Below are 26898 nucleotides of genomic sequence, written 5' to 3'. Positions count from 1 at the left end.
CAGGACGTGCACTTTGTGCGACGCGACAAGCCATTGTCACGGGTCGGCGGCTCGACTAAGCCTCCGGCCGCGCGCATCCTGGCATAAGAACAATTCCACGGGCGAATCCGGTTCGGCGGCGCACCGCGGTTTCCCACGTCAGATCGAGACGCTCTCGCGAGGCCCTGGCATGACCGGCTTGTTGGCGGACTACCTTCCGCTCATCGTGTTCATCGGCGTGGCTCTGTTCATCGCCACCGCCCTGCTGGTCGTGCCGTTCCTGGTCGCCTTCAAGAGCCCGGATCCGGAGAAGCTCTCGGCCTACGAGTGCGGCTTCAATGCTTTCGACGATGCCCGCATGAAGTTCGACGTGCGGTTCTACCTCGTGGCGATTCTGTTCATCATCTTCGATCTCGAGGTCGCGTTCCTGTTCCCGTGGGCGATCACCTTCGGAGACCTTGGCTGGTTCGGCTTCTGGTCGATGATCGTCTTCCTGGGCGTGCTGACGGTCGGTTTCGTCTACGAGTGGCGCAAGGGCGCCCTCGAGTGGGATTGATTCGCAACAGCCGCCTGCCCGCACCGTTTTCCGAGTCGCCGATGGCCCTGATCACCGACACGACCCACAGCCTGTCCCGCGCGCCCGCGGTCGCGCCCCAGCCGAAGGGGATCATCGATCCCAATACCGGCCGGCCGATCGGCGCGGACGACCCGACCTTCCTGTCGATCAGCGACGAGCTGGCCGACCGCGGCTTCCTGCTCACCACCACGGACGAGCTGATCAACTGGGCCCGCACCGGCTCGCTGATGTGGATGACCTTCGGGCTCGCCTGCTGCGCCGTCGAGATGATGCAGATGTCGATGCCGCGCTACGATTGCGAGCGCTTCGGCTTCGCGCCGCGCGGCTCGCCCCGCCAGTCGGACGTGATGATCGTCGCCGGCACCCTGACCAACAAGATGGCCCCGGCCCTGCGCAAGGTCTACGACCAGATGCCGGAGCCGCGCTACGTGATCTCGATGGGCTCCTGCGCCAACGGCGGCGGCTACTACCACTATTCCTATTCGGTGGTGCGCGGCTGCGACCGGGTGGTGCCGGTGGACATCTACGTGCCCGGCTGCCCGCCCACCGCCGAGGCGCTGCTCTACGGCGTGCTGCTTCTCCAGAAGAAGATCCGCCGGACCGGCACGATCGAGCGCTGAGGGACGGCCATGACGAACGGCATCTCGATCCTGTCGCACACGCAGCCGGAGAGCGGCGCGGGCGCCCTCACGGCGATGGCCGAGCGCATCACCGGCGCGCTCGGCCCGGCGGTGGTGTCGCACACCATCGCATTCGGCGAGCTGACCCTGGTGGTTCAGGCCTCCGACATCATCTACGCGCTGACCTACCTGCGCGACGACCCGGCCTGCGCGTTCCGCAGCTTCATCGACATCTGCGGCGCGGACTACCCGCAGCGCGAGAAGCGCTTCGACGTGGTCTACCACCTGCTCTCGCTGCGCCACAACGCGCGCATCCGGGTGAAGGTGCAGACCGACGAGGTGACGCCGGTCCCCTCGGCGATCGAGGTGTTCCCGGCCGCCAATTGGTACGAGCGCGAGACCTACGACCTCTACGGCATCCTGTTCTCGGGGCATCCGGACCTACGGCGGCTGCTCACCGATTACGGGTTCGAGGGGCACCCCCTGCGCAAGGACTTCCCGCTCACCGGCTTCGTCGAGGTCCGGTACGACCAGGACGAGGCCCGGGTCGTCTACGAGCCGGTCCAGCTGACGCAGGAATTCCGGAACTTCGATTTCCTCTCGCCCTGGGAGGGCACGGATTACGTGCTCCCGGGCGACGAGAAGAAGTCGGCCTGAGGAGCGGAACCGCCCGATGACCGAGCACAACATCCGCAACTTCGCGATCAATTTCGGCCCGCAGCACCCGGCGGCGCACGGCGTGCTGCGCCTCGTGCTGGAGCTGGACGGCGAGGTGGTCGAGCGGGTCGATCCGCATATCGGGCTGCTGCATCGCGGCACCGAGAAGCTGATCGAGCACAAGACCTACCTGCAGGCGACGCCCTATTTCGACCGGCTCGACTACGTGTCGCCGATGAACCAGGAGCACGCCTTCTGCCTGGCGATCGAGAAGCTCGCGGGCATCGAGGTGCCCCGGCGGGCGCAGCTGATCCGCGTGCTGTTCTGCGAGATCGGCCGGCTCCTGTCGCACCTGCTCAACGTCACCACGCAGGCGATGGATGTCGGCGCCCTCACGCCCCCGCTCTGGGGCTTCGAGGAGCGCGAGAAGCTGATGATCTTCTACGAGCGCGCCTCGGGCGCGCGGCTCCACGCCAACTATTTCCGGCCGGGCGGCGTCCACCAGGACCTGCCGCCCAAGCTGATCGACGACATCGACGCGTTCTGCGACCCGTTCCTGCAGGTCGTCCAGGATCTCGACGACCTCGTCATGGCCAACCGCATCTTCAAGCAGCGCAACGTCGACATCGGCATCGTGTCGGTGGACGAGTGCATGGAATGGGGCTTCTCCGGCGTCATGCTGCGCGGCTCGGGCATCCCGTGGGACCTGCGCAAGGCGCAGCCCTACGAGTGCTACGAGGAGATGGAGTTCGACATCCCGGTCGGCCGGAACGGCGATACCTACGACCGGCAGGTGATCCGCATGGAAGAGATGCGGGAATCGGCCAAGATCATGAAGCAGTGCTGCGCCAAGCTGCGCGAGCCGGCCGGGCAGGGCCCGATCGCTGCCATCGACGGCAAGTTCGCGCCGCCGCCGCGCCGCGAGATGAAGCGCTCGATGGAAGCGCTCATCCACCACTTCAAGCTCTACACCGAGGGGTTCCACGTACCGGAAGGCGAAGTCTACGCCGCCGTGGAAGCACCCAAGGGCGAGTTCGGCGTCTATCTCGTGTCCGACGGGACCAACAAGCCGTACCGCTGCAAGATCCGCGCGCCGGGCTTCGCGCATCTTCAGGCGATGGATTGGATGTGCCGGGGGCACCTTCTGGCCGACGTGTCGTGCGTGCTGGGCACCCTCGACATCGTGTTCGGCGAAGTGGATCGGTAAGGCGTTAGCAGGATGGCAAACCGCAGACTCGCGCCGGCCTCTGAGCAGCCCGAGAGCTTCGCGTTCTCCCCTGAGAACGCCGAGTGGGCGAAGACCCAGATCGCCAAGTACCCGGAGGGCCGCCAGGCCTCCGCGGTGATCTCGCTGCTCTGGAAGGCGCAGGAGCAGAACGGCGGCTGGCTGCCGCGGGCGGCCATCGAGGCGGTGGCGGCCGAGCTCGGCATGCCCAACATCCGCGTGCTGGAGGTGGCGACCTTCTACACGATGTTCGCCCTGGAGCCGGTGGGCCGCTTCTGGATCCAGGTCTGCGGCACGGTGCCGTGCGATTCCTGCGGCGCCCGCGGCCTGAAGGAGATGCTCGAGGCGCGGCTAGGCCCCCCCGGCCACGTCTCGCCGGACGGCAACTTCTCCTGGCTCGAGGTCGAGTGCCTGGGCGCCTGCTGCAACGCCCCGATGGTGCAGATCAACCAGGATTATTACGAGGACCTGACGCCCGAATCGCTCGGCACCCTGATGGACGACCTGGCGGCCGGCCGGCCGGTCAAGGTCGGCTCGCAGACCGGGCGTAACGCCTCGGAGCCGCTGGGCGGTCCCGACACGCTGACCGACCCGGCCCTGTTCGACGGCTCGCGGGTCGGCGCCTGGCGCAAACGCTTCGAAGAGACTGCCAAGCCGGACGACTCGGCGGCGAAGTCCGACGAGGCCGCCTCGACCGACCGGCGCGCCGCCGACCAGCCGAAGCCCGCCCGGCCGGATGCCGGTCGCCCGGTCGAGCGCTCGGTGAGCGACGCCCCGGCCCAGCGCGCGGCCGACGGCAAGATCCCGGTCAAGGAGCAGGACCAGGCTGACGCGGCCGAGACCGGCCGTTCCACGGCCAGGGAGGGGGCGCCCCGCCAGGGCGACGCGGATGTGCAGGCAGCCCCCGCCAAGGCGATGTCCGAAGGCGAGCAGGCCGGCGGCGACCAGGGCAGCCAGGAGACGCCCGATCGCGGCACCGTCCCGCAGCAGCCGGAAGCCTCCGGGGCCAGCGAAGGCGAGGTCGCGGCGGAAGCCGAGGAGGCCCGCGTGGCCGGGGCGCTCGCCGCCCTGCCGAAGGACGCGACTCCCGAGCAGAAGGCGAACGCGGTCGGCACCCGTCCGCCGGGTCTCGACGGGGCCCGCGCCGGAAAGCCGGACGACCTCACGCGGATCAAGGGCGTCGGCCCGGGCAACAGCCAGCGCCTGAACGCCCTCGGCATCTACCATTTCGACCAGATCGCCGCCTGGACCCGCGACGAGATCACCTGGGTCGGGACCTACCTCGCGTTCCCGGGTCGCATCGACCGGGAGAACTGGGTCGGGCAGGCTCAATCGCTGTCGGGCACCGGGAACTGACCGCCATGTCCGCCGTCACAAACGCGCTGATCGACGAGGTGCTGACGGCCATGCCGGTGCGCCTGAGCGGCACCGACGCGGGCGTGCGCGCATCGCGCGCTTTCCGGCTCGATACCGTCGACGCTCCGGTCAGCTGAGGAACGAAGAACATGCTGTCGGATCAGGATCGCATCTTCACCAACCTCTACGGCCTGCATTCGCCGGGCCTGGAGGCTGCCAAGCAGCGGGGGGCCTGGGACGGGACCAAGTTCCTCCTGGAGCAGGGCCGCGACTGGATCATCGAGGAGATGAAGGCGTCGGGCCTGCGCGGCCGCGGCGGCGCGGGATTCCCCACCGGCCTGAAATGGTCGTTCATGCCCAAGAAGTCGGACGGGCGCCCGCACTACCTCGTCGTCAACGCCGACGAGTCGGAGCCGGGCACCTGCAAGGACCGGGAGATCATGCGGCACGACCCGCATCTCCTGATCGAGGGCTGCATGCTGGCCTGTTTCGCCATGGGCGCGCATGCCTGCTACATCTACATCCGCGGCGAGTACGTGGCCGAGAAGCACGCGCTCCAGAAGGCCGTGGACGAGGCCTACGAGGCCCGTCTCGTCGGCCAGTCGAACGTGCACGACTATCCCTTCGACATCTACGTCCACCACGGCGCGGGCGCCTATATCTGCGGCGAAGAGACGGCGCTGATCGAGAGCCTCGAAGGCAAGAAGGGCATGCCGCGGCTCAAGCCGCCATTCCCGGCCAATATGGGCCTCTACGGCTGCCCGACGACGGTCAACAACGTCGAGTCGATCGCGGTCGCCGGCACGATCCTGCGCCGGGGCGGCGCCTGGTTCGCCGGGCTCGGCGGCAAGAACAACACCGGCACCAAGCTGTTCTGCGTCTCCGGGCACGTCAACAAGCCGTGCAACGTCGAGGCGGAGCTCGGCATCACCTTCCGCGAGCTGGTGGACCGGCATTGCGGCGGCATGCGCGGCGGCTGGGACAACCTGCTCTGCTCGATCCCGGGCGGCTCGTCGGTGCCGCTGGTGCCGGCCGAGCAGATCATCGACGCCAAGATGGATTTCGACACCCTGCGCAACCTCGGCTCGGGCCTGGGCACCGCGGCGGTGATCGTGCTCGACCGGTCCACCGACATCGTCGCGGCGATCACCCGGATCTCGTACTTCTACAAGCACGAATCCTGCGGCCAGTGCACGCCGTGCCGGGAAGGCACCGGCTGGATGTGGCGGGTGATGCAGCGGATGACCGAGGGTCGCGCGCAGAAGCGCGAGATCGACATGCTGTTCGAAGTCACCAAGCAGATCGAGGGTCACACGATCTGCGCGCTCGGCGACGCGGCGGCGTGGCCGATCCAGGGCCTGATCAAGCACTTCCGTCCCGAGATCGAGAAGCGGATCGACCGCTACACGGCCAACCCGCATTCCGACCCGATCCCGATGGCCGCGGAGTGACGGGATGGTGGACCAGCCCGACAACCTGCTGCTCGTCTACCTGCGTCGGATCGACGAGAAGGTGGATCGGCTGGCGGACGATGTCCGCGAGCTGAAGACACGCATGACCGCCGTGGAAGAGCACGTCGCAAGAGTCGATTTGTCGATCGCCGGCGTCAATCGGCGCATCGACCGGGTCGAGGCGCGCCTCGAACGGATCGAGCGACGCCTCGATCTCGCCGACGCCCCGCACTGAGATGGCACCGATGACAAAAATCCTCGTCGACGGCACCGAGGTCGAGGTTCCGGCCGAATACACGCTGCTCCAGGCCTGCGAGGCCGCGGGGGCCGAGATCCCGCGCTTCTGCTTCCACGAGCGCCTGTCCATCGCCGGCAATTGCCGGATGTGCCTGGTGGAGCTGAAGGGCGCGCCCAAGCCCGTGGCGAGCTGCGCCTACGCGGTGAAGGATTGCCGGCCCGGCCCGAACGGCGAGCCGCCGGAGGTCCTCACCCGCTCCGGCCTGACCAAGAAGGCCCGGGAAGGGGTGATGGAGTTCCTCCTCATCAACCACCCGCTCGATTGCCCGATCTGCGACCAGGGCGGCCATTGCGACCTGCAGGATCAGGCCATGGCCTACGGGGTCGATTCGACCCGCTACCAGGAGAACAAGCGCGCGGTCGAGGAGAAGCATATCGGCCCGCTGGTGCGGACCGCGATGAACCGCTGCATCCACTGCACCCGCTGCGTGCGCTTCCTGGCAGAGGTGGCGGGCGTGCCCGACCTCGGCGCCATCGGCCGCGGCGAGGACATGGAGATCACCAGCTATCTCGAGCAGTCGATGGCGTCGGAGCTTCAGGGCAACGTCGCCGACCTCTGCCCGGTGGGCGCCCTGGTGCACCGGCCGCAGAGCTACAACGTCCGGCCCTGGGAGCTGAACAAGACCGAATCGGTCGACGTGATGGACGCGGTCGGCTCGTCGATCCGCGTTGACACCCGCGGCCGCGAGGTGATGCAGATCGAGCCGCGGGTCAGCGAGGAGATCAACGAGGAGTGGATCTCCGACAAGACCCGCTACCATGTCGACGGGCTGCGGATGCAGCGCCTCGACCGGCCGTACCTGCGCGAGAACGGACGGCTGCGGCCGGCCTCCTGGGGTGAGGCGTTCCAGGCCATCGCCGCCAAGGTGAAGGGCGCCGATCCGAAGCGCATCGGCGCCGTGGTCGGCGACCTCGCGGGCGTCGAGGAGATCTTCGCCCTGCGCGAGCTGATGCGCGCGCTCGGCACCCCCAATCTCGATTGCCGCCAGGCCGAGCCCGGGCTCGATCCGGCGCTGGGCCGCGCCTCGTACCTGTTCAACCCGACCATCCCGGGCATCGAGACCGCGGACGCGATCCTGATCGTCGGCGCGAACCCGCGCACCGAGGCCTCGCTGCTGAACGTCCGCATCCGCAAGCGCTGGCGCATGGCGCCGCTCGCGGTCGGGGTGATCGGCGAGCCGGTCGATCTGACCTATCCCAGCCACTACATCGGCGCCGGCCCCGAATCGCTCGCGGGCCTCGCCCGCGGCGAGCACAGCTTCCTGGACGTGCTCAAGGAGGCGAAGGCGCCGCTGGTCATCGTCGGCGCCAATGTCGAGCCCGGTATCCTGGCGGCGGCCGCGGCCCTCGCCAAGGAAATCGGCGCGGTGCTGCCGGAGTGGAACGGCTTCGGCGTGCTGCACACCGCCGCCGCCCGGGTCGGCGCCCTCGATCTCGGCTTCGTGCCGGGGGCGGGCGGGCTCGGCTTCCCGGCCATGCTGGAGGCCGGCGGCGTCGACGTCCTGTTCAATCTCGGTGCCGACGAGCGCGACGTCGCCCCGGGCGCCTTCGTGATCTACCAGGGCACCCATGGCGACCGCGGCGCCTCCCGGGCGGACGTGATCCTGCCCGGCGCGGCCTATACCGAGAAGTCCGCCACCTGGGTGAACACCGAGGGCCGGGTCCAGATGGGCAACCGCGCCGGCTTCCCGCCGGGGGATGCCCGCGAGGATTGGGCGATCCTGCGCGCCCTGTCGGACGTGCTGGGCCACCGCCTGCCGTTCGATTCGCTCACCGCGCTCCGTCGGGCGCTCTACGCCGCGCACCCGCATCTCGCGGCGGTCGGGACCGTGGAGACCGGCGACGTCGCGGCGGCCGTGGACCGGCTCGCCGGCCTCGGCGGCGCGACGGGCGGCCCCGCCTTCGCCTCGCCGGTCACCGACTTCTACCTCACCAACCCGATCGCCCGCGCCTCGCGGGTGCTGGCCGAGTGCTCGCGCCTCGCCCGCGAGCGCGCCGCCGAGGCACAGCCGCTCGCGGCGGCAGAGTAGGGATCCGACGATGACGCCGCTCGAAATCCTCGGGACCGTGCTCCTGATCGTGCTGAAGAGCTTCGTGCTGCTCGCAGCGCTGCTCGTCTTCATCGCCTACGCGCTGCTCGCCGACCGCAAGATCTGGGCGGCGGTGCAGCTCCGGCGCGGCCCCAACGTGGTCGGGCCGTTCGGCCTGTTCCAATCCTTCGCCGACCTTCTGAAGTTCGTGCTGAAGGAGCCGGTGATTCCGGCGGGCGCCAACAAGGCGATCTACCTGCTGGCGCCGCTGGTCTTCGCGATGCTGGCCCTGTCGAGCTGGGCGGTGATCCCGCTCGCCGACGGCTGGGCGATCGCCGACATCAATGTCGGCATCACCTACATCTTCGCCATCTCCAGCCTGGGCGTCTACGGCGTCATCATGGGCGGCTGGGCATCGAACTCGAAATACGCCTTCCTGGGCGCCCTGCGCTCGGCGGCCCAGATGATCTCCTACGAGGTCTCGCTCGGCTTCGTGATCATCTGCGTGCTGCTCTGCGCCGGCTCGCTGAACCTCTCGCGCATCGTGATGGCGCAGGACACCAGCCTCGGCCTGTTCGGCTGGTACTGGCTGTGGCTGTTCCCGATGTTCGTGGTGTTCTTCATCTCGGCGCTCGCCGAGACGAACCGCCCGCCCTTCGACCTGCCGGAGGCGGAGTCGGAGCTGGTGGCCGGTTACATGGTCGAGTATTCCTCGACGCCCTACCTGCTGTTCATGCTGGGCGAGTACGTCGCCATCATGAGCATGTGCGCCCTGGGCACCGTGCTGTTCCTGGGCGGCTGGCTGTCGCCGATCCCGTTCGCGCCGTTCACCTGGGTGCCGGGCGTGATCTGGTTCATCCTGAAGGCCAGCTTCCTGTTCTTCCTGTTCGCGATGGTGAAGTCCATCGTGCCGCGCTACCGCTACGATCAGCTCATGCGTCTCGGCTGGAAGGTCTTCCTGCCGATCTCGCTGGTCTCGGTCGTCGTCGTCGCCTTCGTGCTCAAGCTGACCGGCCTCGCGCCGGGCGCCTGAGCCCACCCGCCGAATCGGAGATCCGGGCCATGAAGCTCGATCAGGTCGCAAAGAGCCTGCTGCTGAAGGAGTTCGTGTCGGGGATGATCCTCGGCATGCGCTACTTCTTCAAGCCGAAGGCGACGATCAACTATCCCTTCGAGATGGGCCATCGCGGCCCGCGCTTCCGGGGCGAGCACGCCCTGCGCCGCTATCCCAACGGCGAGGAGCGGTGCATCGCGTGCAAGCTCTGCGAGGCGATCTGCCCGGCCCAGGCCATCACCATCGAGGCCGGCCCGCGCCGCAACGACGGCACGCGCCGGACGACGCGCTACGACATCGACATGGTGAAATGCATCTATTGCGGCATGTGCCAGGAGGCCTGCCCGGTGGACGCCATCGTCGAGGGGCCGAACTTCGAGTTCTCGGTCGAGACCCGTGAGGAGCTGCTCTACGACAAGCAGAAGCTCCTCCTGAACGGCGATCGCTGGGAGCGCGAGATCGCGCGCAACATCGCGATGGATGCGCCTTACCGGTGAGGCCATGACGGGGGCGCTGTTGTGCCCCCGCCGACCGGGTTCTATAGACGGGCCGCCCGCTGCGGCCCGTTTCCACGCAAGGCAGAAGGGGCCGCTTCGGCGGCCGATCCCGACGAGCGCATGACCGCAGCAGCCGCCTTCTTCTATCTGTTCGCGAGCGTCACGGTCGCGTCGGGCTTCATGGTGATCGCCTCGCGCAATCCCGTCGCCTCGGTGCTGTTCCTGATTCTCGCCTTCGTGAACGCCGCCGGGCTGTTCGTCCTGATGGGCGCCGAGTTCCTGGCGATGATCCTCGTCGTCGTCTATGTCGGCGCGGTCGCGGTGTTGTTCCTGTTCGTCGTGATGATGCTCGACGTGGACTTCGCCGAGCTGCGCCAGGGCTTCCAGCAATACTTGCCGATCGGCGGCCTGATCGGCGCGATCTTCCTGGTCGAGCTGCTCCTGGTGGTCGGCTCCTGGACGATCGATCCGGGCCTGGTGCAGGCGCCGCTGGGCAACGTCGCGGCGGCCGAGAACGTCACCAACGCCCAGGCCCTCGGCCGGGTGATCTACACGGAATACGCCTACTTCTTCCAGCTAGCGGGCCTGATCCTGCTGGTGGCGATGATCGGCGCGATCGTGCTGACCCTGCGCGACCGCCCGGGCGTCAAGCGCCAGAACATCTCGGTCCAGAACGCCCGCACCCAGAGCATGGCGGTGGAGACCCGCAAGGTGCCCTCCCGCCAGGGTGTCGAGGTCTGATGCCCGCCGGAGGTTTCGAACGATGATCGGCCTGAGCCACTACCTCACCGTCGCGGCGATCCTGTTCACGCTGGGCGTGCTCGGGATCTTCATCAACCGCAAGAACGTCATCGTCATCCTGATGTCGATCGAGCTGATCCTGCTCGCGGTCAACATCAACCTGGTCGCCTTCTCGACGCAGCTGAACGACATCACCGGACAGGTCTTCGCCCTGTTCGTGCTGACCGTCGCGGCCGCCGAATCGGCCATCGGCCTCGCCATCCTCGTGGTCTTCTTCCGCAACCGCGGCTCCATCGCGGTCGAGGACGTGAGCATGATGAAGGGCTAGGGCGCCCTTTTTCGCGCGCCCTGAGTTGACGGGCCCCGAGTGACAATCCGGATGCCGCCGCCCCGCGGTCGGCCCGGAGGACGGACTGCAAGAGAGCGATGTATCACGCGATCGTCTTCTTCCCGCTCATCGGCTTCCTGATCGCCGGCCTGTTCGGTCGGTATATCGGGGCCCGGGCCTGCGAATACATCACCACGGCGTTCCTCGCCTTCACGGCCCTGATCGCCTGGGGCGTGTTCCTCGAGGGCGGCCACGCCGAACGGGTGCAGGTCGCGTCCTGGTTCTCGGCCGGCGACCTCACGGTCGACTGGGCCTTCAAGGTCGACGCGCTGACCCGGGTGATGCTCGTGGTCGTGACCACGGTCTCGACCCTCGTCCACCTCTACTCCGTCGGCTACATGCACGAGGATCCGCACCGGCCGCGGTTCTTCGCCTACCTGTCGCTGTTCACCTTCGCCATGCTGATGCTGGTGACGGCCGACAACCTCGTGCAGATGTTCTTCGGCTGGGAAGGCGTGGGTCTCGCCTCGTACCTGCTGATCGGCTTCTGGTACGAGAAGCCCTCGGCCAACGCCGCCGCCATGAAGGCGTTCATCGTCAACCGGGTCGGCGATTTCGGCTTCTCGCTCGGTATCTTCCTGGTCTTCGTGCTGACCGGCTCGGTGGCGTTCGACGCGATCTTCGCCAAGGTCGACGCGATCAAGACCCTGAGCTTCCACCTGCTCGGCCATGACTGGAACGCGCTGACGCTGGCCTGCCTGCTGCTGTTCATGGGCGCCATGGGCAAGTCGGCGCAGTTCCTGCTGCACACCTGGCTGCCGGACGCCATGGAGGGCCCGACCCCGGTCTCCGCGCTGATCCACGCCGCCACCATGGTGACCGCCGGCGTGTTCATGGTCGCCCGGCTGTCGCCGCTGTTCGAGGAGGCGCCGAACGCGCTGATCGTCGTCACGGTGATCGGCGGCATCACGGCCTTCTTCGCGGCCACGATCGGGCTGGTGCAGAACGACATCAAGCGGGTGATCGCCTACTCGACCTGCTCGCAGCTCGGCTACATGTTCGTGGCGCTCGGCGTCGGCGCCTACTCGGCCGGGGTGTTCCACCTGTTCACCCACGCCTTCTTCAAGGCGCTGCTGTTCCTCGGGGCCGGCTCGGTCATCCACGCGATGCACCACGAGCAGGACATGCGGAACATGGGCGGCCTGCGCTCCCACATCCCGTTCACCTGCGCCATGATGGCGATCGGCTCCCTGGCGCTGATCGGCTTCCCCTACACGGCCGGCTACTATTCCAAGGACGCCATCATCGAGGCCGCCTACGCCTCGACCCGGCCCGGCCACACGCTCGCCTTCCTGTGCACCGTGGTGGCGGCGTTCTTCACGTCCTTCTATTCCTGGCGCCTGTTCTTCATGACCTTCGAGGGACCGGCCCGCTGGGGCGTCCACGCGGCGCATGACCACCACGCCGCCCCGGCGGTCGCGCATTCAGGCACCGCTCCTGCCGACCTGGCCCACGAGGCCGACGGCGCCCCGGGCCATACCGAGGGCGTCGCCCACGACGATCACGGCCACGACGTCGAGCCGGCCCACAAGAGCGACCTCGTCGCGGACGATCATCACGGCCACGGCCATCACGGGGACCACACGCCCCACGAGAGCCCCCTGGTGATGACCATCCCGCTGGCGATCCTCGCCTTCGGCGCGCTGTTTGCCGGGATCATCTTCCACGACCGCTTCATCGGGTCCGGCATGGATGCGTTCTGGGGCCATGCCCTGGCGCACGGCCCCGAGAACCACATCATGCACGAGATCCACGAGGTCCCGGCGCTGGTCTCCTACGCACCGTTGATCATGCTGATCCTCGGCTTCGTCCTGGCCTTCTGGATGTATATCCGCCGTCCGGAACTGCCCGGTGCGCTCGCCGCGCAGCAGCCGTCGCTGTACCGGTTCCTGCTCAACAAGTGGTACTTCGACGAGCTCTACGACCGGATCTTCGTCCGTCCGGCCAAGGATTTCGGCCTGTTCCTCTGGAAGCAGGGCGACGGAAAGATCATCGACGGGCTCGGCCCCAACGGCATCGCGGCGCGCGTCGTCGACGTGACCCGCGGCGTGGTCCGCCTGCAGACGGGCTACGTCTACCACTACGCCTTCGTCATGCTCATCGGCGTCGCTGGCCTGATCAGCTGGTACCTGATGGCCGGCCTGCCCAAGGGTGCTCACTGATATGCTCGGCCTCGGCATCCTCTCCGGCCTGTTGATCGTCCCGCTCTGCGGGGCGGCCTTCATCCTCACCCTCAAGGGCGACGACGAGTCGGTGGCGCGCAACAGCCGCTGGGCGGCGCTCGCCACCACGATCGTCACCTTCCTGCTCTCGCTGGTGGCCTGGGGCCGCTACGACGCCTCGTCGGCGAGCTTCCAGCTGGTCGAGAGCCATCCGTGGCTGGCCGAGACGATCCGGTTCAAGCTGGGCGTCGACGGCTTCTCGATGCCGCTGATCCTGCTCACCACCTTCCTGATGCCGTTCTGCATCGGCGCGTCGTGGACCTCGATCCACGTCCGCGTGAAGGAATACTTCGTCGCCTTCCTCGTCCTCGAGACGACGATGATCGGCGTGTTCGCCTCCCTCGACCTGCTGCTGTTCTACCTGTTCTTCGAGGCCGGCCTGATCCCGATGTTCCTGATCATCGGCATCTGGGGCGGCGCGCGGCGGATCTACGCCAGCTTCAAGTTCTTCCTCTACACCCTGCTCGGCTCGGTGCTGATGCTGCTCGCCGTGATGGCGATGTACTGGCAGGCCGGCACCACCGACATCCCGATTCTGCTCCAGTACCGCTTCCCGGTGGGGATGCAGACCTGGCTGTGGCTGGCCTTCTTCGCCTCCTTCGCGGTGAAGATGCCGATGTGGCCGGTCCATACCTGGCTGCCCGACGCCCACGTCGAGGCGCCCACGGCCGGCTCGGTGATCCTGGCGGGCATCCTGCTGAAGATGGGCGGCTACGGCTTCATCCGGATCTCGCTGCCGATGCTGCCGGTGGCGAGCCACGACTTCGCCCCCCTGGTCTTCGCCCTCTCGGTGATCGCGATCATCTTCACCTCGCTCACCGCGCTGATGCAGACCGACATCAAGAAGCTGATCGCCTACTCGTCGGTGGCCCATATGGGCTTCGTGACGCTCGGCCTGTTCACCCTCAACGAGCAGGGCATCCAGGGCGCGCTGTTCCTGATGATCTCCCACGGCATCGTGGCGGCGGCGCTCTTCCTCTGCGTCGGCGTGGTCTACGACCGGATGCACACCCGCGAGATCGCCGCCTATGGCGGCCTGGTGAAGCGGATGCCGCTCTACGCGGTGGCCATGATGGTGTTCACCATGGCCAATGTCGGCCTGCCCGGCACCTCCGGCTTCGTCGGCGAGTTCCTGTCGATGCTCGGCGCCTTCAAGGCTAACCCGAACGTCGCCTTCTTCTCGACCTTCGGCATCATCCTGTCGGCGGCCTACGCCCTGTGGCTCTACGCGAGGGTGATCTACGGCAAGCTGGAGAAGCCCAACCTCCAGGGCATCCTCGACCTCGACACGCGGGAGAAGATCATCCTGGCACCGCTGGTGGTGCTGACGATCTATTACGGCGTGCATCCGGCCCCTGTGCTCGACGTCTTCGCGCCCTCGACCGACGCGCTGATGGCCGGCATGAAGGCCGCCCTCGCCAACACCCAGACCGCGGCCGCCGCGCTGCCGCTCGCTCGCTGAGACGGAACAGATGCCCACCGTCCACTCCGTCCTGCCCTCGCTGGCCCCGCTCCTGCCCGAGCTGATCCTCGGCGTCGGGGTGCTGCTCCTGATCCTCTACGGCGCCTGGCGCGGCGACCGCTCCGCCGAGAGCGTCAGCATCGGCGCCCTCGTCCTGCTGCTGTTCGCCCTGTTCGTGGTGCTGTCGCAGCCGACCGCCGGCCGGGTCACCACCCTGTCGGGGGCCTTCGTCTCGGACGCCTTCTCCAAGGTGATGAAGTCGCTGGTGCTGCTCGGCTCCGCGGCGACGATCCTGCTGGCGCACGACTTCTTCAAGCGCGAGCATATCGACCGGTTCGAGTTCCCGGTGCTGATCGTGCTCTGCACCATCGGCATGATGGTCATGGTCTCGGCCAACGACCTGATCGCGCTCTATCTCGGCCTCGAGCTGCAATCGCTGGCCGCCTACGTGATCGCGGCGTTCCACCGGGACGACGCCCGCTCCACCGAGGCCGGCCTGAAGTACTTCGTGCTCGGCGCGCTCTCCTCCGGGATGCTGCTCTACGGCGCCTCCCTGGTCTACGGCTTCACCGGCACGGTCTCGTTCCCCGGGATCGTCTCGGCGCTCAACGAGACGGCCGGGCTCGGCATCGTGCTGGGCATCGTGTTCCTGGCCGCGGGCGTCTGCTTCAAGATGGCGGCGGTGCCGTTCCATATGTGGACGCCCGACGTCTACGAGGGCTCGCCGACCCCGGTGACCGCCTTCTTCGCCACCGCGCCCAAGATGGCCGCCGTCGCCATGACGGTGCGGGTCTTCATCGGCGCCATGCCGGACGTGACGGCGATCTGGCAGCAGATCTTCATCTTCGTCGCCGTGGTCTCGATGGCGCTCGGCTCGTTCGCGGCCATCGGCCAGCGCTCGATCAAGCGCCTGATGGCCTACTCGTCGATCGCCAATATCGGCTACGCGCTGATCGGGCTCGCCTGCGGCTCCGAGGAGGGGATCAGCGGGCTCGTCACCTACATGATCATCTACCTGGCGATGACGCTCGGCACCTTCGCGATCATCCTGTCGCTGCGGCGCCGGGAGGTGATGTTCGAGTCGATCGACGACCTGTCGGGCCTGTCGCGCACCCATCCCTGGCTGGCCTTCTGCCTCGCCGCGATGATGTTCTCGCTGGCCGGCATCCCGCCGCTCGCCGGGTTCTTCGCCAAGTTCTACGTCTTCGCCGCCGCCATCAAGGCCGGACTCGTGACGCTGGCGGTGATCGGCGTGGTGACCAGCGTGGTCGGCGCCTACTACTACCTGCGGCTGGTCAAGATCATGTATTTCGACGAGCCCAAGGAGCCCTACGAGGCGATGGCCCCGGGCCTGCGCGTTGTGCTGGCTCTCTCGAGCGTCGTGGTGGTGCTGTTCTTCCTGCTCCCCGGACCGCTGGTCGGCGTCGCCGGCCGGGCAGCCCGGTCCCTGTTCTAGATCCAGCCTCGCTTCCGATGAGCCTGCGGCGCGATCAGAAAAGAACGCCTTGAGCTACCGTCTCGGGTCCGAGGCGCGCGCCCAGGGCCACCGCCTGCACGTCCACGACAGTCTCGGCTCGACCAATACGGAGGCCATGGCGCAAGCTCGGGCCGGGGAGACCGGTCCGCTCTGGGTGGTCACGCATCGGCAGGAGGCCGGACGCGGTCGGCGCGGCAACGTCTGGGCGTCGCTGCCGGGCAACCTGGCCGCCAGCGTCCTCTGGCCGGTGGCCGGGGTGGCGGCGGGTCACCTCGCCGAACTCGGTTTCGTCGCGGGCCTCGCCCTGATCGAGGCGCTGGAGACGGCCTGCGGCACCCTGCCGGATACCCGAACCGGCCGCGGCGCCCGATCTCTCTGGTTGAAATGGCCGAACGACGTGCTGCTCGACGGCCGGAAGCTGGCCGGGCTCCTGCTCGAGGCGGAGACGCTGCCGGGCGGCCGCAGGGCGGCGGTGATCGGCTTCGGCGTCAACGTCGCGGCGGCGCCGGAGGGGCTCGAGGCCGCGAGCTTGGCCGCGACGGGTTACGCCGGCGGCGCCGAAGCGCTACTGGAACATCTCTCGGACCGGATGGCCGTGCGCGCACGGACCTGGGACCGGGGACGGAATTTCGCTGACCTGCGCGAGGATTGGCTCGCGCGGGCCGCGGGTCTTGGGTCGGAGATCGCGGTGCGCAGCGGCGAGCACATCCTGCGGGGGGTGTTCGAGACCATCGACGAGGGGGGGCGGCTCGTGATCCTCGCCCCCGACGGAAAACGGCATACCGTGACGGCGGGCGAGGTGCATTTCGGAACGGCCGCGACGGCGGCATGACGTTGGACGACGACAGATGGTGATGGGACAGGAGGAGCTGGTCTTCCTGCCGCTCGGCGGCGTGGGCGAGATCGGGATGAATGCGGCCCTCTACGGGTTCGGTCCGGAGAAGGGCCGGAAGTGGATCATGGTCGATTGCGGCATGGGCTTCGCCGGCGAGGAGCAGATGCCGGGGATCGACCTGATGTTCCCCGATCTCTCCTTCATCGAGGAGAAGCGGAAGGACCTGCTGGGGATCTTCATCACCCACGCGCACGAGGACCATATCGGGGCGATCTCGGAGCTGTGGCCGCGCCTCAAGGTGCCGGTCTACGCGACGCGCTTCGCCAAGAACCTGCTGGAGACGCGCCGCCTTTCCGAGCCCGGCGCCCCGAAGGTCGAGCTGCGCGAGGTGAAGCCCGGCCGGCGCGTCACCGTCGGCCCGTTCGAGATCGACTACATCCCGGTCTCGCACTCGATCCCCGAGTCGAACGCCATCGCGATCCGCACCGCCGCGGGCCTGGTGGTCCATACCGGCGACTGGAAGATCGACCCGACCCCGGTGGCCGGCGACATCACCTCGCCGGAGGCGTTCACGGCGCTCGGCGACGAGGGCATCCTGGCGCTGGTCTGCGACTCGACCAACGTGGTCCGCGAGGGCTTCTCGCCGAGCGAGAAGGAGGTTGCCGCAACCCTCAAGACCCTGATCGCGGATTCGCCCCACCGGGTCGCGGTCACCACCTTCGCGTCGAACGTTGCCCGCATCCGCGCGGTCGCCGAGGCGGCGGCCGCCTGCGGGCGCGAGGTCGTCGCGGTCGGCCGGGCCATGGACCGGGTGATCGACGTGGCGCGCGAGTGCGGCTACCTCGACGGCCTGCCCGAGTTCCGCCGGTCGGATTCCTGGAAGAACCTGCCCCGCGAGCGGGTCGTGGCCCTGCTCACCGGCTCGCAGGGCGAGCCGCGGGCGGCTCTGGCCCGGGTCTCCCGCCGGGACCATCCGGATATCAGCCTGGCCGCCGGCGACCGGGTGATCTTCTCCTCGCGGGCGATCCCCGGCAACGAGCGCGATGTCGGGTCGATCATCAACGATCTGGTCGAGCAGGGCGTCGAGGTCATCACCGACCGGACCGAGCTGGTCCACGTCTCCGGCCATCCCCGGCGGGACGAGATGGTCGAGATGTACAAGTGGACCCGGCCGGGCACCGCGATCCCGGTCCACGGCGAGGCGCTGCACCTCGACGAGCATGCCCGCTTCGCCCGGGCCCAGGGCGTCCAGAACGTGGTCAAGGCCCGCAACGGCAGCCTCGTTCGCCTCAGCCCCGGCAAGCCCGAGGTCATCGATCACGTGAAGGCCGGCCGCCTGTACAAGGACGGCAACGTCCTGATCGACGAGAAGGACCGGGCGATCCCGGAGCGGCGCAAGCTGATGCAGGCCGGCCTGGTCTCGGTGGCGATCGCCATCGACGAGGACGGCGTCGTGCTGGGCGATCCGGCGGTGGACATCATCGGCCTGCCCAACCGCGGCCGTTCCGGCGAGCCGCTGATCGAGACGGTGGTCGATGCGGTCTCGCGCACCCTGTCGGGGATGTCGCGCGGCAAGCTCAAGGACTCGGAGGGCGTCGAGAAGACGGTCGACCGGGCCGTGCGCACGGCCGTCAACGAGGTCTGGGGCAAGAAGCCCGCCTGCCACGTGCAGGTCGTCGAGGTGTGACACTGGTTGCCGACCCGACGGCGCTCTAGTGTCTCGGGCGTGGGATGCACTGGCTTGTCGGACGACAGCCGGACGCTCCGCAGGTCCCCTCTCCCGATCGGGAGAGGGACAGGGTGAGGGGCAGGATCTTCCGGATAGGAAGGATCCCTCACCCCAACCCTCTCCCGCATGGGAGGGGGGGGGCACGTGGCGTCAGCTCGCAGTGGCTGATCCGCAGCCCGAACAAGACGCTCTCGGAAAGAGGGCTTCGTTGGTGGGAGGAATCAAAAAATGATCGGGCGGCTCAATCACGTGGCCATCGCCGTGCAGGATCTCGACGCCGCCTGCGCGGTCTATCGCGACACGCTGGGCGCCACGCTCACGCCACCGCTGCCGCAGCCCGAGCACGGCGTCACGGTGGTGTTCGTCGAACTGCCGAACAGCAAGATCGAGCTGATGGCGCCGCTCGGCGAGGGCTCGCCGATCGAGGCCTTCGTGGCGCGCAATCCGGGCGGCGGCATCCACCACGTCTGCTACGAGGTCGACGACATCCTGGCCGCCCGCGACCGGTTGAAGGCGCAGGGCGCCCGGGTGCTTGGCGCCGGCGAGCCGCGGATCGGCGCCCATGGCAAGCCGGTCCTGTTCCTGCACCCCAAGGACTTTCTCGGCACGCTGGTCGAGCTGGAGCAGGTGTGAGCCGGATCCTGACCACGCTGACGCGCTCGACCCCGGCGACCCTGGTCACCGTGGCCGTGCTCGTGGCCGCTTTCGTGTCCGTCGGGGTGAGCCAGTTCCGGCTCACCATCGGCGGGGCGATCGCGCTCTACTTCGTCGTGTGGTGGACGCTGCTCTTCGCGGTGCTGCCCCTGCGCAACCAGCCCGAGACCCGGCCCGGGCACGTGGTTCCGGGACAGGATCTCGGCGCTCCGGCCTCCCCGCGGCTGCGCGAGAAGGCGATCTGGACGACGCTGGTCGCCGGTGTCGCTTTCCTGGCCGCTCTGGCGGTGTTCCCGCTGACGGGATTGTAGGGCAGGGGTCCCTACAAAAGACGGTCGGCTTACAGCAGCGTCCCGGAAGACGACCGCACCGTCAGCGACCTGCCCGCCCGCGAGACGAGATGGGCGAAGGCGAGGGCGGCCGCGGAGGCCTGTGCCGCCGACGGGAAGGTCCGGTGCGATTCAGCGACCGTCTCGTCGGCTTCGTTGAGCAGGACCCAGGACCAGAGATGCTCGGCCTGGCGGATCTGAAAATGCATGGCGGGCTCACCCGGTAAGGTCCATGCCCCAGCATGCGCCGCAAAAAGGTGTTGCGGGTTAATGGCTTGCGCCGGCAAAGTCCAATAGTCGACAAACCATCGACTTGTTCGCGCTTTCACCGCTCTTCACAGCATGCCGATTGCCGCAGGCAGGCAACGCGCCCTGATCGGCTGGCAAGACTCTTGGGCGATGAGCTGGTTGGCGCCGTATTCAGGCCCCGCGCCTCGGTCGAAGGATCGGGGGCGCCGCCGCGAAGGATGTCCAACAACAAAAAAAGCAAGGCCCGAGGCCTTGCTTTTCAAGCTGCAGTGGCTCGACCTTTAATTGTCCTACGCATTGCCTGCGTGGCGGTCGGTTTTCCTCCCGAGACTCGGACCCTGCGCCGCCTCTTGCGGGCGTCGCAAACATCACGCCCCGCTTATAGGAACAACAATTCGTGTTGTCACCGGGTCTGCGAGAAAAATCTGCGCTTTCTTGCCGGCAAATGGGCAGATCGATTCCGATTGCGGCATCGGGCCCGGCCGGCCAGCCCGTGGCGGCGCGGCCCGATTAGGCCGCGCCGTGATCCGACGGTGCTTGTAATTTACGGCCCCGGCGTGTTGTGTGCCCTCGCGCCGCGGTTCCTCCCGGCCCGATCCAGGCCAAGACTCGGAAAACATGCGTCTTTCTCGCTACTTCATGCCGACCTTGCGCGAGACGCCCAAGGAAGCCGAGATCGTCTCCCACCGGTTGATGCTGCGCGCCGGCCTGGTGCGTCAGGAGGCGGCCGGGATCTACGCCTGGTTGCCCCTCGGCCTGCGGGTGCTGGAGCGCGTCTGCGCGGTGATCCGCCGGGAGCAGGATCGCTCCGGCGCCATCGAGATCCTGATGCCGACCGTCCAGTCAGCCGAGCTGTGGCGGGAATCCGGGCGCTACGACGCCTACGGCAAGGAGATGCTGCGCCTGAAGGACCGGCACGACCGCGAGATGCTCTACGGCCCGACCGCCGAGGAGATGGTCACGGAGATCTTCCGGGCGAGCGTGCGCTCCTACAAGGACCTGCCCAAGAACCTCTACCAGATCTCGTGGAAGTTCCGGGACGAGGTGCGGCCGCGCTTCGGCACGATGCGCTCGCGCGAGTTCCTGATGAAGGACGCCTATTCGTTCGACTTCGATCAGGCCGGGGCGCGCCACGCCTATAACCGCATGTTCGTGGCCTACCTGCGCACCTTCGCGGGGCTCGGTCTCCGGGCGATCCCGATGCGCGCCGATACCGGCCCGATCGGCGGCGACCTGTCTCACGAGTTCATCATCCTGGCCAAGACCGGCGAGAGCGAGGTGTTCTGCGACCGGGCCTATCTCGATTTCGAGACCCCGCCCGAGACGGTGGATTTCGACGACGTGGCCGCGCTCCAGGGCATCGTCGACGCCTGGACCTCGCATTACGCCGCCACCGACGAGATCCACGAGCCGGAGGCCTTCGCGGAGGTGCCGGAGGAGAACCGCCTGAGCGCCCGCGGCATCGAGGTCGGGCACATCTTCTATTTCGGCACCAAGTATTCCGAGCCGATGGGCGCCAAGGTCGCCGGGCCGGACGGGATCGAGCGGCCGGTCCATATGGGCTCCTACGGCATCGGCCCGAGCCGGCTGGTGGCCGCGATCGTCGAGGCCAGCCACGACGGGGCCGGGATCATCTGGCCGGATGCGGTGGCGCCCTTCGACGTGGCGCTGATCAACCTCAAGGTCGGCGATGCCGGCACCGACACCGCCTGCGCGCAGATCCAGGCGGAGCTCGAGGCCGCCGGCCTGTCCGTGCTCTACGACGACCGCGACGAGCGCCCGGGCGCGAAATTCGCCACCGCCGACCTGATCGGCCTGCCCTGGCAGGTGATCGTCGGGCCGAAGGGCCTGGCCGACGGCAAGGTCGAGTTGAAGCGGCGCGCCGGGGGCGAGCGCGAGAGCCTCGCCACCGTCGACCTGCTGGCCCGCATCCGCCGCGTCTGACCGCTCGGCTGCGGGGCGAGCGGCTCCGGAGCGCTCCCGGCCGACGCGGATCCCGGTTCGGCGCCGGCGAGCGCATCGCGACACCGCCTGCGCGCCGTTTCCGATTGCAACACGATCGGGAACGGCTCTAGGCAGCATTGCTAGCAGCAATTCTGCTTCAATCCGTGTTCATGCATCATTTTCGCCGCGGGAGCGGCGACAGCGCGGTCAATGGTGCTTAGGGCTAATCCGATGACGGGAGCAGCGGCGATCGACCGGGTGAGGAGCTTCGCGGCCTCCTTCCGCGAGGGCACGGCCCCGTTCGCGCCGTTCGAGTGGATCATCGCCGGTCGCTACCTGCGGGCGCGTCGCCGGGGCGGCGGCGTCTCGGTGGTCGCGTTCTTCTCCGTGCTCGGCATCGCGCTCGGCGTCGCCACCCTGATCATCGTGCTCTCGGTGATGAACGGGTTCCGGGCGGAGCTGCTCTCCAAGATCGTCGGCATCAACGGGCACCTGTTCGCCACGCCGATCGACCGGCCGTTCAACGATTGGGTCGACCTGTCGGAGCGCCTCTCGAAGGTGGCCGGCGTGCGCGCCGCGGTGCCGCTGGTGGAAGGCCAGGCCTTCGCCTCGTCGCAGTTCGGCGGCTCCGGCGTGATCGTGCGCGGCGTGCGCGCCGCCGATCTCGACGCGCTCGCCGCGGTGTCGAGCGCGATCCGGGGCGGCACCCTGGAGGGGTTCGACGACGGCAGCGGCGTCCTGATCGGCCGGCGGCTCGCGGATTCCCTGGGCCTCCAGGCCGGGGACAACATCACGCTGGTGACGCCGAAGGGCTCGTCCACGCCCTTCGGCACGGCGCCCCGCACCAAGAGCTACGCGGTCAAGGCGGTGTTCGAGGTCGGCATGACCGAGTTCGACCAGACCTTCGTGTTCATGCCGCTCACCGAGGCGCAGGCGTTCTTCAACCGGGAGAGCGACGTCAGCATGATCGAGATCTACGTCGACAAGCCCGATCAGGTCGGCGAGATGCGCGAGCCCCTGGAGATGGCGGCCGAGCGCCCGGTGCTGCTCACCGATTGGCGGCAGCGCAACCGCACCTTCTTCGGGGCGCTGGAGGTCGAGCGCAACGTGATGTTCCTGATCCTCAGCCTGATCGTCGTGGTGGCGACGCTCAACATCGTCTCGGGCCTGATCCTGCTCGTGCGCGACAAGTCGAGCGACATCGCGATCCTGCGCACCATGGGGGCGACCCCGGGCACGATCATGCGCGTGTTCCTGATCAACGGCGCGCTGATCGGCCTGGTGGGAACCCTGAGCGGCCTCGGGCTCGGGGTCCTGATCACCCTGAACATCAAGCCGATCCAGCATGTGCTGTTTCCCGGCGCCTGGGATCCGACCGTGCGGTTCCTCGCCGAGATCCCGGCCCAGATGAACCCGAAGGAGATCACCGCCGTGGTGATCACCGCGCTCCTGCTGTCGCTCGCGGCGACGCTCTATCCCTCCTGGCGTGCCGCCCGGCTCGATCCGGTGCAGGCCCTGCGCTACGGCTGACGGTCCGCACCCCATGAGCGATGCAAGCCCGCCCGCCGGCACTCCGCCGGTGCCGGCCCTGTTCTTTGCCCGCGTCGAGCGGCGCTACCCGCAGGCCGAAGGGGCCCTGGAGATCCTGCGCGGGGCCGACCTCGCGATCTGGCCCGGGGAGCTCGTGGCCCTGGTGGCGCCCTCGGGGGCCGGCAAGTCCACGCTCCTGCACCTCGCGGGCCTGCTGGAGCGGCCCGACGGCGGCGAGGTCTATATCGGCGGGCGGCCCACGGCCGCGATGCCGGATGCCGAGCGCACCCGCCTGCGCCGCGAGGAGATGGGCTTCGTCTACCAGTTCCACCATCTGCTGCCGGAATTCTCGGCGCTCGAGAACGTGGTGATGCCGCAGCTGATCCGGGGCCTCGGCCGGGCGGAGGCCAAGGCCCGCGCCACCGAGCTCCTGAGCTTCCTGGGCCTCAAGGAGCGCCTGCCGCATCGCCCGGCCGAGCTGTCGGGCGGCGAGCAGCAGCGCGTCGCCATCGCCCGGGCGGTGGCCAACGGCCCGCGGCTGCTGCTCGCCGACGAGCCCACCGGCAATCTCGACCCCGGCACGGCCGGCCACGTCTTCTCGGTGCTGATGTCGCTGGTGCGGGCCTCGGGCCTCGCGGCCCTGGTCGCCACGCACAATCTGGACCTCGCCGCCCGCATGGACCGCCGGGTGACGATCCGCGACGGGCTGATCACGCCGCTGGAGTGAGGGCGGCGTCCCTCATCGACACTTGAGCTGGTAGCGGCGCGCGACGAGACCTCCCGACGATGCGTCGAGGGAGAGGGTCGAGGCCGTGCGGGCTTTGCGGCCCGAGCCGCCCTCGCAGCTGTCGGTGAACACATCCCGGAGGACCTGCCCCGGCGTCGCGAGCCCGGTGGCGGGGTCGAGCTTGACGACGGTGAGCGCGGTGACGCTCTCGCCCATGTTGTAGGCGCCGGATTCGAGCAGCACCTCGCTGCGTCCATCGCGATCGACATCAGCCGCCGCGACGAGCCGCTGATACTGGACGTCCTTGGGAAGGCGGAAGAAGCGCGCCTTCATGCCGTCGCCGACCACGACGAGGACCGGTGCCGCCGCATCCGGAAACGGGTCGCTGGCCACAGGCGCCTTCTCCTGGATGAGATAGGCGCGCTCGCGGCCGTCCGCCCGCGTGAACGCGCCGGCGGCCGAGCCCAGCACCACGAAATCGGTGCCCAGTTCCATGCGCAGGGCCTTCGGCGCCTCCTCCGCCATGATCCGCACCAGCCGGACCCGCTCGTCCGGCAGCACCGAAGGGTCGGCATCCCGGAAGCCGCTATCCCGATAATCCACGATGACATCCGCGGCGTAGGCGCCGTGCGCCAGACCCAGCACCATGACACTCGACAGCAGGCGGATCACCGCAACCTCCCGATGAGACGATCGTGGATCGACGCACCACGACCCTGGAAAAAAAACCCGCGCCCAGCGCTCGGCCTCCGGCGTCGGCACGCGAGTCACGGTGAGCCGCATCATCGCGCGGTCAGGCGACATGTCCAGCGATGCAGGACCATAGTCTTCATTCGCCGGCCGGCCGTCAGCGGCGTCCGTCTCGGAGATCCGGCCGAGATCCGTCAGCCTTTGCAGGGCCCCGTGCGGGTTTGGCGGGCGGAGGTGTCTCCGCTCGCGGACAAATTCGGCCGGCATCGACCCGCGCAGGAGGGCGCGCTAGGCTCGGGGCATGCAGGTCGGACGAGAGCCGGGATCGGGAGAGGCGGTGACGGATCGATCCCATGCCGCCGCCGGTCCCGATCCGGTCTGTTCGGGGATCGCGCGGGTCAGCCGGCACTTGCGCCGCCTGGAGGCCCTGGCCGCACGGCATCGCTTCCGCAAACGGGTCGTCCGCGCCCTGCGCGGCGGGGCAGGGGGTGGCACCAGCCTTTTCGTCCTGATGAAGGCCAAGGTCGTGGGTTCGTTGGCCGGGAAGCTCGCGATTGCCGCGTTGGTCGGGCTCGGCCTCGCTTGGCCGTTCGCGGCGTTGGCCATCCTCACCGTCGTCGTCGCGGTGGCGTCGATCCTCAGCTACGAGCCCACGGACCTCGACGGCTGGGACTGCAGGCGCCCCAACGCCCGACGCGAACGGCTCACGGCGCTGATCGAGCAGCGCCGGGCGTGGCTCGCCGCCCCCTCAGGGACGGTGCCGAGCATCCGGACCTTTCGGATGCCCCGGCGCACCTGATCGCCAAGCGTATCGCTGATACGGCCGGGGCGATCTCACGCGACCCCGATGGCGAAACCCCTCACCGGCGGGCGGCCTGCGCGGCGTTCCGCCCGGATCCGCGTTCGGCCTCCAGGAACGCCAACGCCTCGACCCTGTCGCAGGCCGCGCCGATCGCGTCGGGGCCCTCGGCCATGCGCGCCTTGGCCCGGGCGCAGGCGCGCGTCACGGCCGGATCGGACAGCAGGCGACCGAGGATGCGGGCGGCCCGGGCCGGCCGGAAGGCCCGGCGGCTCAAGGTCGCGCCCAGCCTCCGATCCTTGAGGCGCTGCCCCTCGTCGAAATGGTCGAACGCGACCGGGACCACGAGCTGCGGGATGCCCGCCGCCAGGGCCTGCGCCACCGTACCGACGCCGCCATGGTGGACCAGGGCCGCGCTGCGCGGCAGCAGCGCGCTCAGGGGGGCGTAGGGCAGGTGGATGATCCCGGGCGGCAGCGGCTTCGGGATCTGGCCGTCCTGGGGGGCGAGCAGCACGCCGCGCCGGCCCATCCGGCGGCAGACCGCCAAGGCGGTCTCGAAGAAGGACGCCCCCTGGCGCATCGCCGAGCCGTAGGTGAACACGAGCGGTGCGTCCCCGTCGGCCAGGAAGGCCTCGAGCTCCGGGGGCATCGCCGGCACGTCGCCGAACCGGTCGACCAGCGGGAAGCCGAGCTGCACCGCCTGGGCCGGCCAGTCCGCCTGGGGGGCGGCGTACCAGTCCGGGAACATCAGCAGCATGCGGGTCGGGCTGTTCCACCAGTGGCGCAGCCGGGCGACCGGATCGAGGCCCAGCCGCGCGCGCAGCGCGTTCAGGGGCGGGAGCGTGAACGGGCCGACCGCCACCGTGTCGGCCCCCTGGTTGAGCCAGGCGCGCGCGGCCGCCGGGAGGATCCGGGGCAGCGGCAGCCCGGGCAGCCGGGGCGGATCGGACCGGCTCTCGATCAGGAACGGCATCACGTGCAGCGTGGCGGACGGGATGTCGTAGAGTTCCTGCGCCAACCGCGCGCCCCAGGCCAGGGGCGAGGCGACGACGATCTGCTCGACCCCGCGCGCCCGGGTCGCCCCGAGCCAGAGGCAGGTCGTCTCGGCGACCTGCATGGCGAAGTCGAACATGGGGCGGAAGCCCCAGCGCGGATGCCAGAGTTCAGGCTGGTCGATGACGGACTCGTAGTCGGCGGCCGAGCCGAGCGGCTGGAAAGCGAGGCCGGCGCGGCGCGCCATCGCCTCGAACGGGGCCGGTGCCGCCAGCGAGACCCCGTGCCCGCGGGCCAGAAGCGTGTGGCCCAGCGCGATGAACGGCAGCACGTCGCCATGCGTGCCGACGGCCACCAGTGCGACCTGGATCCGTCCCCCCATGTGT

27 protein-coding genes are annotated in these 26898 nt (G+C 68.7%); 24 read left to right on the top strand and 3 right to left on the bottom strand.

The features are described from left to right. The first annotated feature begins 169 nt into the window (after nt 1-169). From BMZ47_RS28415 to BMZ47_RS05455, 20 genes are all read left to right on the top strand, one after another. Nucleotides 170-535, top strand: coding sequence for an NADH-quinone oxidoreductase subunit A (locus BMZ47_RS28415; RefSeq protein WP_007560754.1), 366 nt, complete (start codon nt 170-172; stop codon nt 533-535). A 41-nt stretch (nt 536-576) separates the two neighbouring features. Beyond that, nucleotides 577-1176, top strand: a complete 600-nt coding sequence (locus BMZ47_RS05540) for a NuoB/complex I 20 kDa subunit family protein (protein WP_007560753.1) — start codon at nt 577-579, stop codon at nt 1174-1176. A 9-nt stretch (nt 1177-1185) separates the two neighbouring features. Next, complete coding sequence (locus BMZ47_RS05535) at nt 1186-1833, top strand: NADH-quinone oxidoreductase subunit C (protein ID WP_007560752.1); 648 nt, start codon at nt 1186-1188, stop codon at nt 1831-1833. Between the two features lie 16 nt (nt 1834-1849). Next, nucleotides 1850-3040, top strand: coding sequence for an NADH-quinone oxidoreductase subunit D (locus BMZ47_RS05530; RefSeq protein WP_007560751.1), 1191 nt, complete (start codon nt 1850-1852; stop codon nt 3038-3040). 12 nt (nt 3041-3052) lie between these two features. After that, the gene (gene nuoE / locus BMZ47_RS05525) at nt 3053-4414 is read left to right on the top strand and encodes an NADH-quinone oxidoreductase subunit NuoE (RefSeq protein ID WP_091859521.1); all 1362 of its coding nucleotides are present in this window, start codon (nt 3053-3055) and stop codon (nt 4412-4414) included. A 5-nt stretch (nt 4415-4419) separates the two neighbouring features. After that, nucleotides 4420-4551, top strand: coding sequence for a hypothetical protein (locus BMZ47_RS29105; protein WP_268868498.1), 132 nt, complete (start codon nt 4420-4422; stop codon nt 4549-4551). A 12-nt stretch (nt 4552-4563) separates the two neighbouring features. Further along, entirely contained in the window at nt 4564-5865 is a 1302-nt protein-coding gene (gene nuoF, locus BMZ47_RS05520; protein ID WP_007560748.1) for an NADH-quinone oxidoreductase subunit NuoF, read from the top strand. Nucleotides 5866-5869: 4 nt separating this feature from the next. Next, nucleotides 5870-6100, top strand: a complete 231-nt coding sequence (locus BMZ47_RS05515; protein WP_091859518.1) for a hypothetical protein — start codon at nt 5870-5872, stop codon at nt 6098-6100. A gap of 10 nt (nt 6101-6110) precedes the next feature. Further along, a complete protein-coding gene (gene nuoG / locus BMZ47_RS05510) occupies nt 6111-8192 on the top strand; it encodes an NADH-quinone oxidoreductase subunit NuoG (RefSeq protein WP_091859764.1) in 2082 nt (693 codons plus the stop codon). A 10-nt stretch (nt 8193-8202) separates the two neighbouring features. Further along, nucleotides 8203-9225 carry an NADH-quinone oxidoreductase subunit NuoH gene (gene nuoH, locus BMZ47_RS05505; RefSeq protein WP_007560745.1) on the top strand — a complete coding sequence of 341 codons (1023 nt, stop codon included), beginning with the start codon at nt 8203-8205 and terminating at the stop codon, nt 9223-9225. 29 nt (nt 9226-9254) lie between these two features. After that, nucleotides 9255-9743 carry an NADH-quinone oxidoreductase subunit NuoI gene (gene nuoI / locus BMZ47_RS05500; protein WP_007560744.1) on the top strand — a complete coding sequence of 163 codons (489 nt, stop codon included), beginning with the start codon at nt 9255-9257 and terminating at the stop codon, nt 9741-9743. A gap of 120 nt (nt 9744-9863) precedes the next feature. Beyond that, nucleotides 9864-10484 carry an NADH-quinone oxidoreductase subunit J gene (locus BMZ47_RS05495; RefSeq protein ID WP_007560743.1) on the top strand — a complete coding sequence of 207 codons (621 nt, stop codon included), beginning with the start codon at nt 9864-9866 and terminating at the stop codon, nt 10482-10484. A 22-nt stretch (nt 10485-10506) separates the two neighbouring features. Next, nucleotides 10507-10812: an NADH-quinone oxidoreductase subunit NuoK gene (nuoK, locus tag BMZ47_RS05490; protein WP_007560740.1), complete on the top strand. Its 306-nt coding sequence runs from the start codon at nt 10507-10509 to the stop codon at nt 10810-10812. 98 nt (nt 10813-10910) lie between these two features. Next, nucleotides 10911-13034 carry an NADH-quinone oxidoreductase subunit L gene (gene nuoL, locus BMZ47_RS05485; RefSeq protein ID WP_091859516.1) on the top strand — a complete coding sequence of 708 codons (2124 nt, stop codon included), beginning with the start codon at nt 10911-10913 and terminating at the stop codon, nt 13032-13034. A 1-nt stretch (nt 13035) separates the two neighbouring features. After that, nucleotides 13036-14556: an NADH-quinone oxidoreductase subunit M gene (locus BMZ47_RS05480; protein ID WP_091859513.1), complete on the top strand. Its 1521-nt coding sequence runs from the start codon at nt 13036-13038 to the stop codon at nt 14554-14556. A gap of 10 nt (nt 14557-14566) precedes the next feature. After that, complete coding sequence (gene nuoN, locus BMZ47_RS05475) at nt 14567-16012, top strand: NADH-quinone oxidoreductase subunit NuoN (RefSeq protein WP_007560733.1); 1446 nt, start codon at nt 14567-14569, stop codon at nt 16010-16012. Between the two features lie 49 nt (nt 16013-16061). After that, the gene (locus tag BMZ47_RS05470; RefSeq protein WP_091859510.1) at nt 16062-16865 is read left to right on the top strand and encodes a biotin--[acetyl-CoA-carboxylase] ligase; all 804 of its coding nucleotides are present in this window, start codon (nt 16062-16064) and stop codon (nt 16863-16865) included. Between the two features lie 16 nt (nt 16866-16881). Continuing rightward, nucleotides 16882-18555 (top strand): ribonuclease J, encoded by a 1674-nt coding sequence (locus BMZ47_RS05465; protein ID WP_007560730.1) that lies wholly within the window; start codon nt 16882-16884, stop codon nt 18553-18555. A 270-nt stretch (nt 18556-18825) separates the two neighbouring features. Then, the gene (mce, locus tag BMZ47_RS05460) at nt 18826-19230 is read left to right on the top strand and encodes a methylmalonyl-CoA epimerase (RefSeq protein ID WP_091859507.1); all 405 of its coding nucleotides are present in this window, start codon (nt 18826-18828) and stop codon (nt 19228-19230) included. Beyond that, entirely contained in the window at nt 19227-19562 is a 336-nt protein-coding gene (locus BMZ47_RS05455; RefSeq protein ID WP_091859504.1) for a DUF1467 family protein, read from the top strand. The genes mce and BMZ47_RS05455 overlap by 4 nt, the downstream gene beginning before the upstream one ends. A gap of 29 nt (nt 19563-19591) precedes the next feature. On the opposite strand, the gene BMZ47_RS05450 is transcribed toward BMZ47_RS05455, so the two are convergent. Beyond that, the gene (locus tag BMZ47_RS05450; RefSeq protein ID WP_091859499.1) at nt 19592-19789 is read right to left on the bottom strand and encodes a hypothetical protein; all 198 of its coding nucleotides are present in this window, start codon (nt 19787-19789) and stop codon (nt 19592-19594) included. Nucleotides 19790-20447: 658 nt separating this feature from the next. On the opposite strand from BMZ47_RS05450, the gene proS reads away from it, so the two are divergent. The 3 genes from proS (at nt 20448) to BMZ47_RS05435 (ending at nt 24030) form a co-directional block, all read left to right on the top strand. After that, nucleotides 20448-21773, top strand: coding sequence for a proline--tRNA ligase (proS, locus tag BMZ47_RS05445; RefSeq protein ID WP_091859496.1), 1326 nt, complete (start codon nt 20448-20450; stop codon nt 21771-21773). Nucleotides 21774-22004: 231 nt separating this feature from the next. Then, nucleotides 22005-23303 (top strand): lipoprotein-releasing ABC transporter permease subunit, encoded by a 1299-nt coding sequence (locus BMZ47_RS05440; RefSeq protein WP_007560720.1) that lies wholly within the window; start codon nt 22005-22007, stop codon nt 23301-23303. Nucleotides 23304-23316: 13 nt separating this feature from the next. Beyond that, nucleotides 23317-24030, top strand: coding sequence for an ABC transporter ATP-binding protein (locus BMZ47_RS05435; protein ID WP_091859493.1), 714 nt, complete (start codon nt 23317-23319; stop codon nt 24028-24030). A 12-nt stretch (nt 24031-24042) separates the two neighbouring features. On the opposite strand, the gene BMZ47_RS05430 is transcribed toward BMZ47_RS05435, so the two are convergent. Further along, entirely contained in the window at nt 24043-24702 is a 660-nt protein-coding gene (locus BMZ47_RS05430) for a hypothetical protein (RefSeq protein WP_091859490.1), read from the bottom strand. Nucleotides 24703-25129: 427 nt separating this feature from the next. Here BMZ47_RS05430 and BMZ47_RS05425 point away from each other — a divergent pair, with 427 nt between their 5' ends. Then, a complete protein-coding gene (locus BMZ47_RS05425; protein ID WP_244536734.1) occupies nt 25130-25519 on the top strand; it encodes a hypothetical protein in 390 nt (129 codons plus the stop codon). A 61-nt stretch (nt 25520-25580) separates the two neighbouring features. On the opposite strand, the gene BMZ47_RS05420 is transcribed toward BMZ47_RS05425, so the two are convergent. After that, a complete protein-coding gene (locus BMZ47_RS05420; RefSeq protein WP_091859488.1) occupies nt 25581-26894 on the bottom strand; it encodes a glycosyltransferase in 1314 nt (437 codons plus the stop codon). Between the last annotated feature and the right edge of the window lie 4 nt (nt 26895-26898).

Source organism: Methylobacterium brachiatum (assembly GCF_900113845.1).
In the GTDB taxonomy this organism is placed as follows: domain Bacteria; phylum Pseudomonadota; class Alphaproteobacteria; order Rhizobiales; family Beijerinckiaceae; genus Methylobacterium; species Methylobacterium brachiatum.
This window is presented reverse-complemented; position numbering and strand designations above follow the sequence as displayed.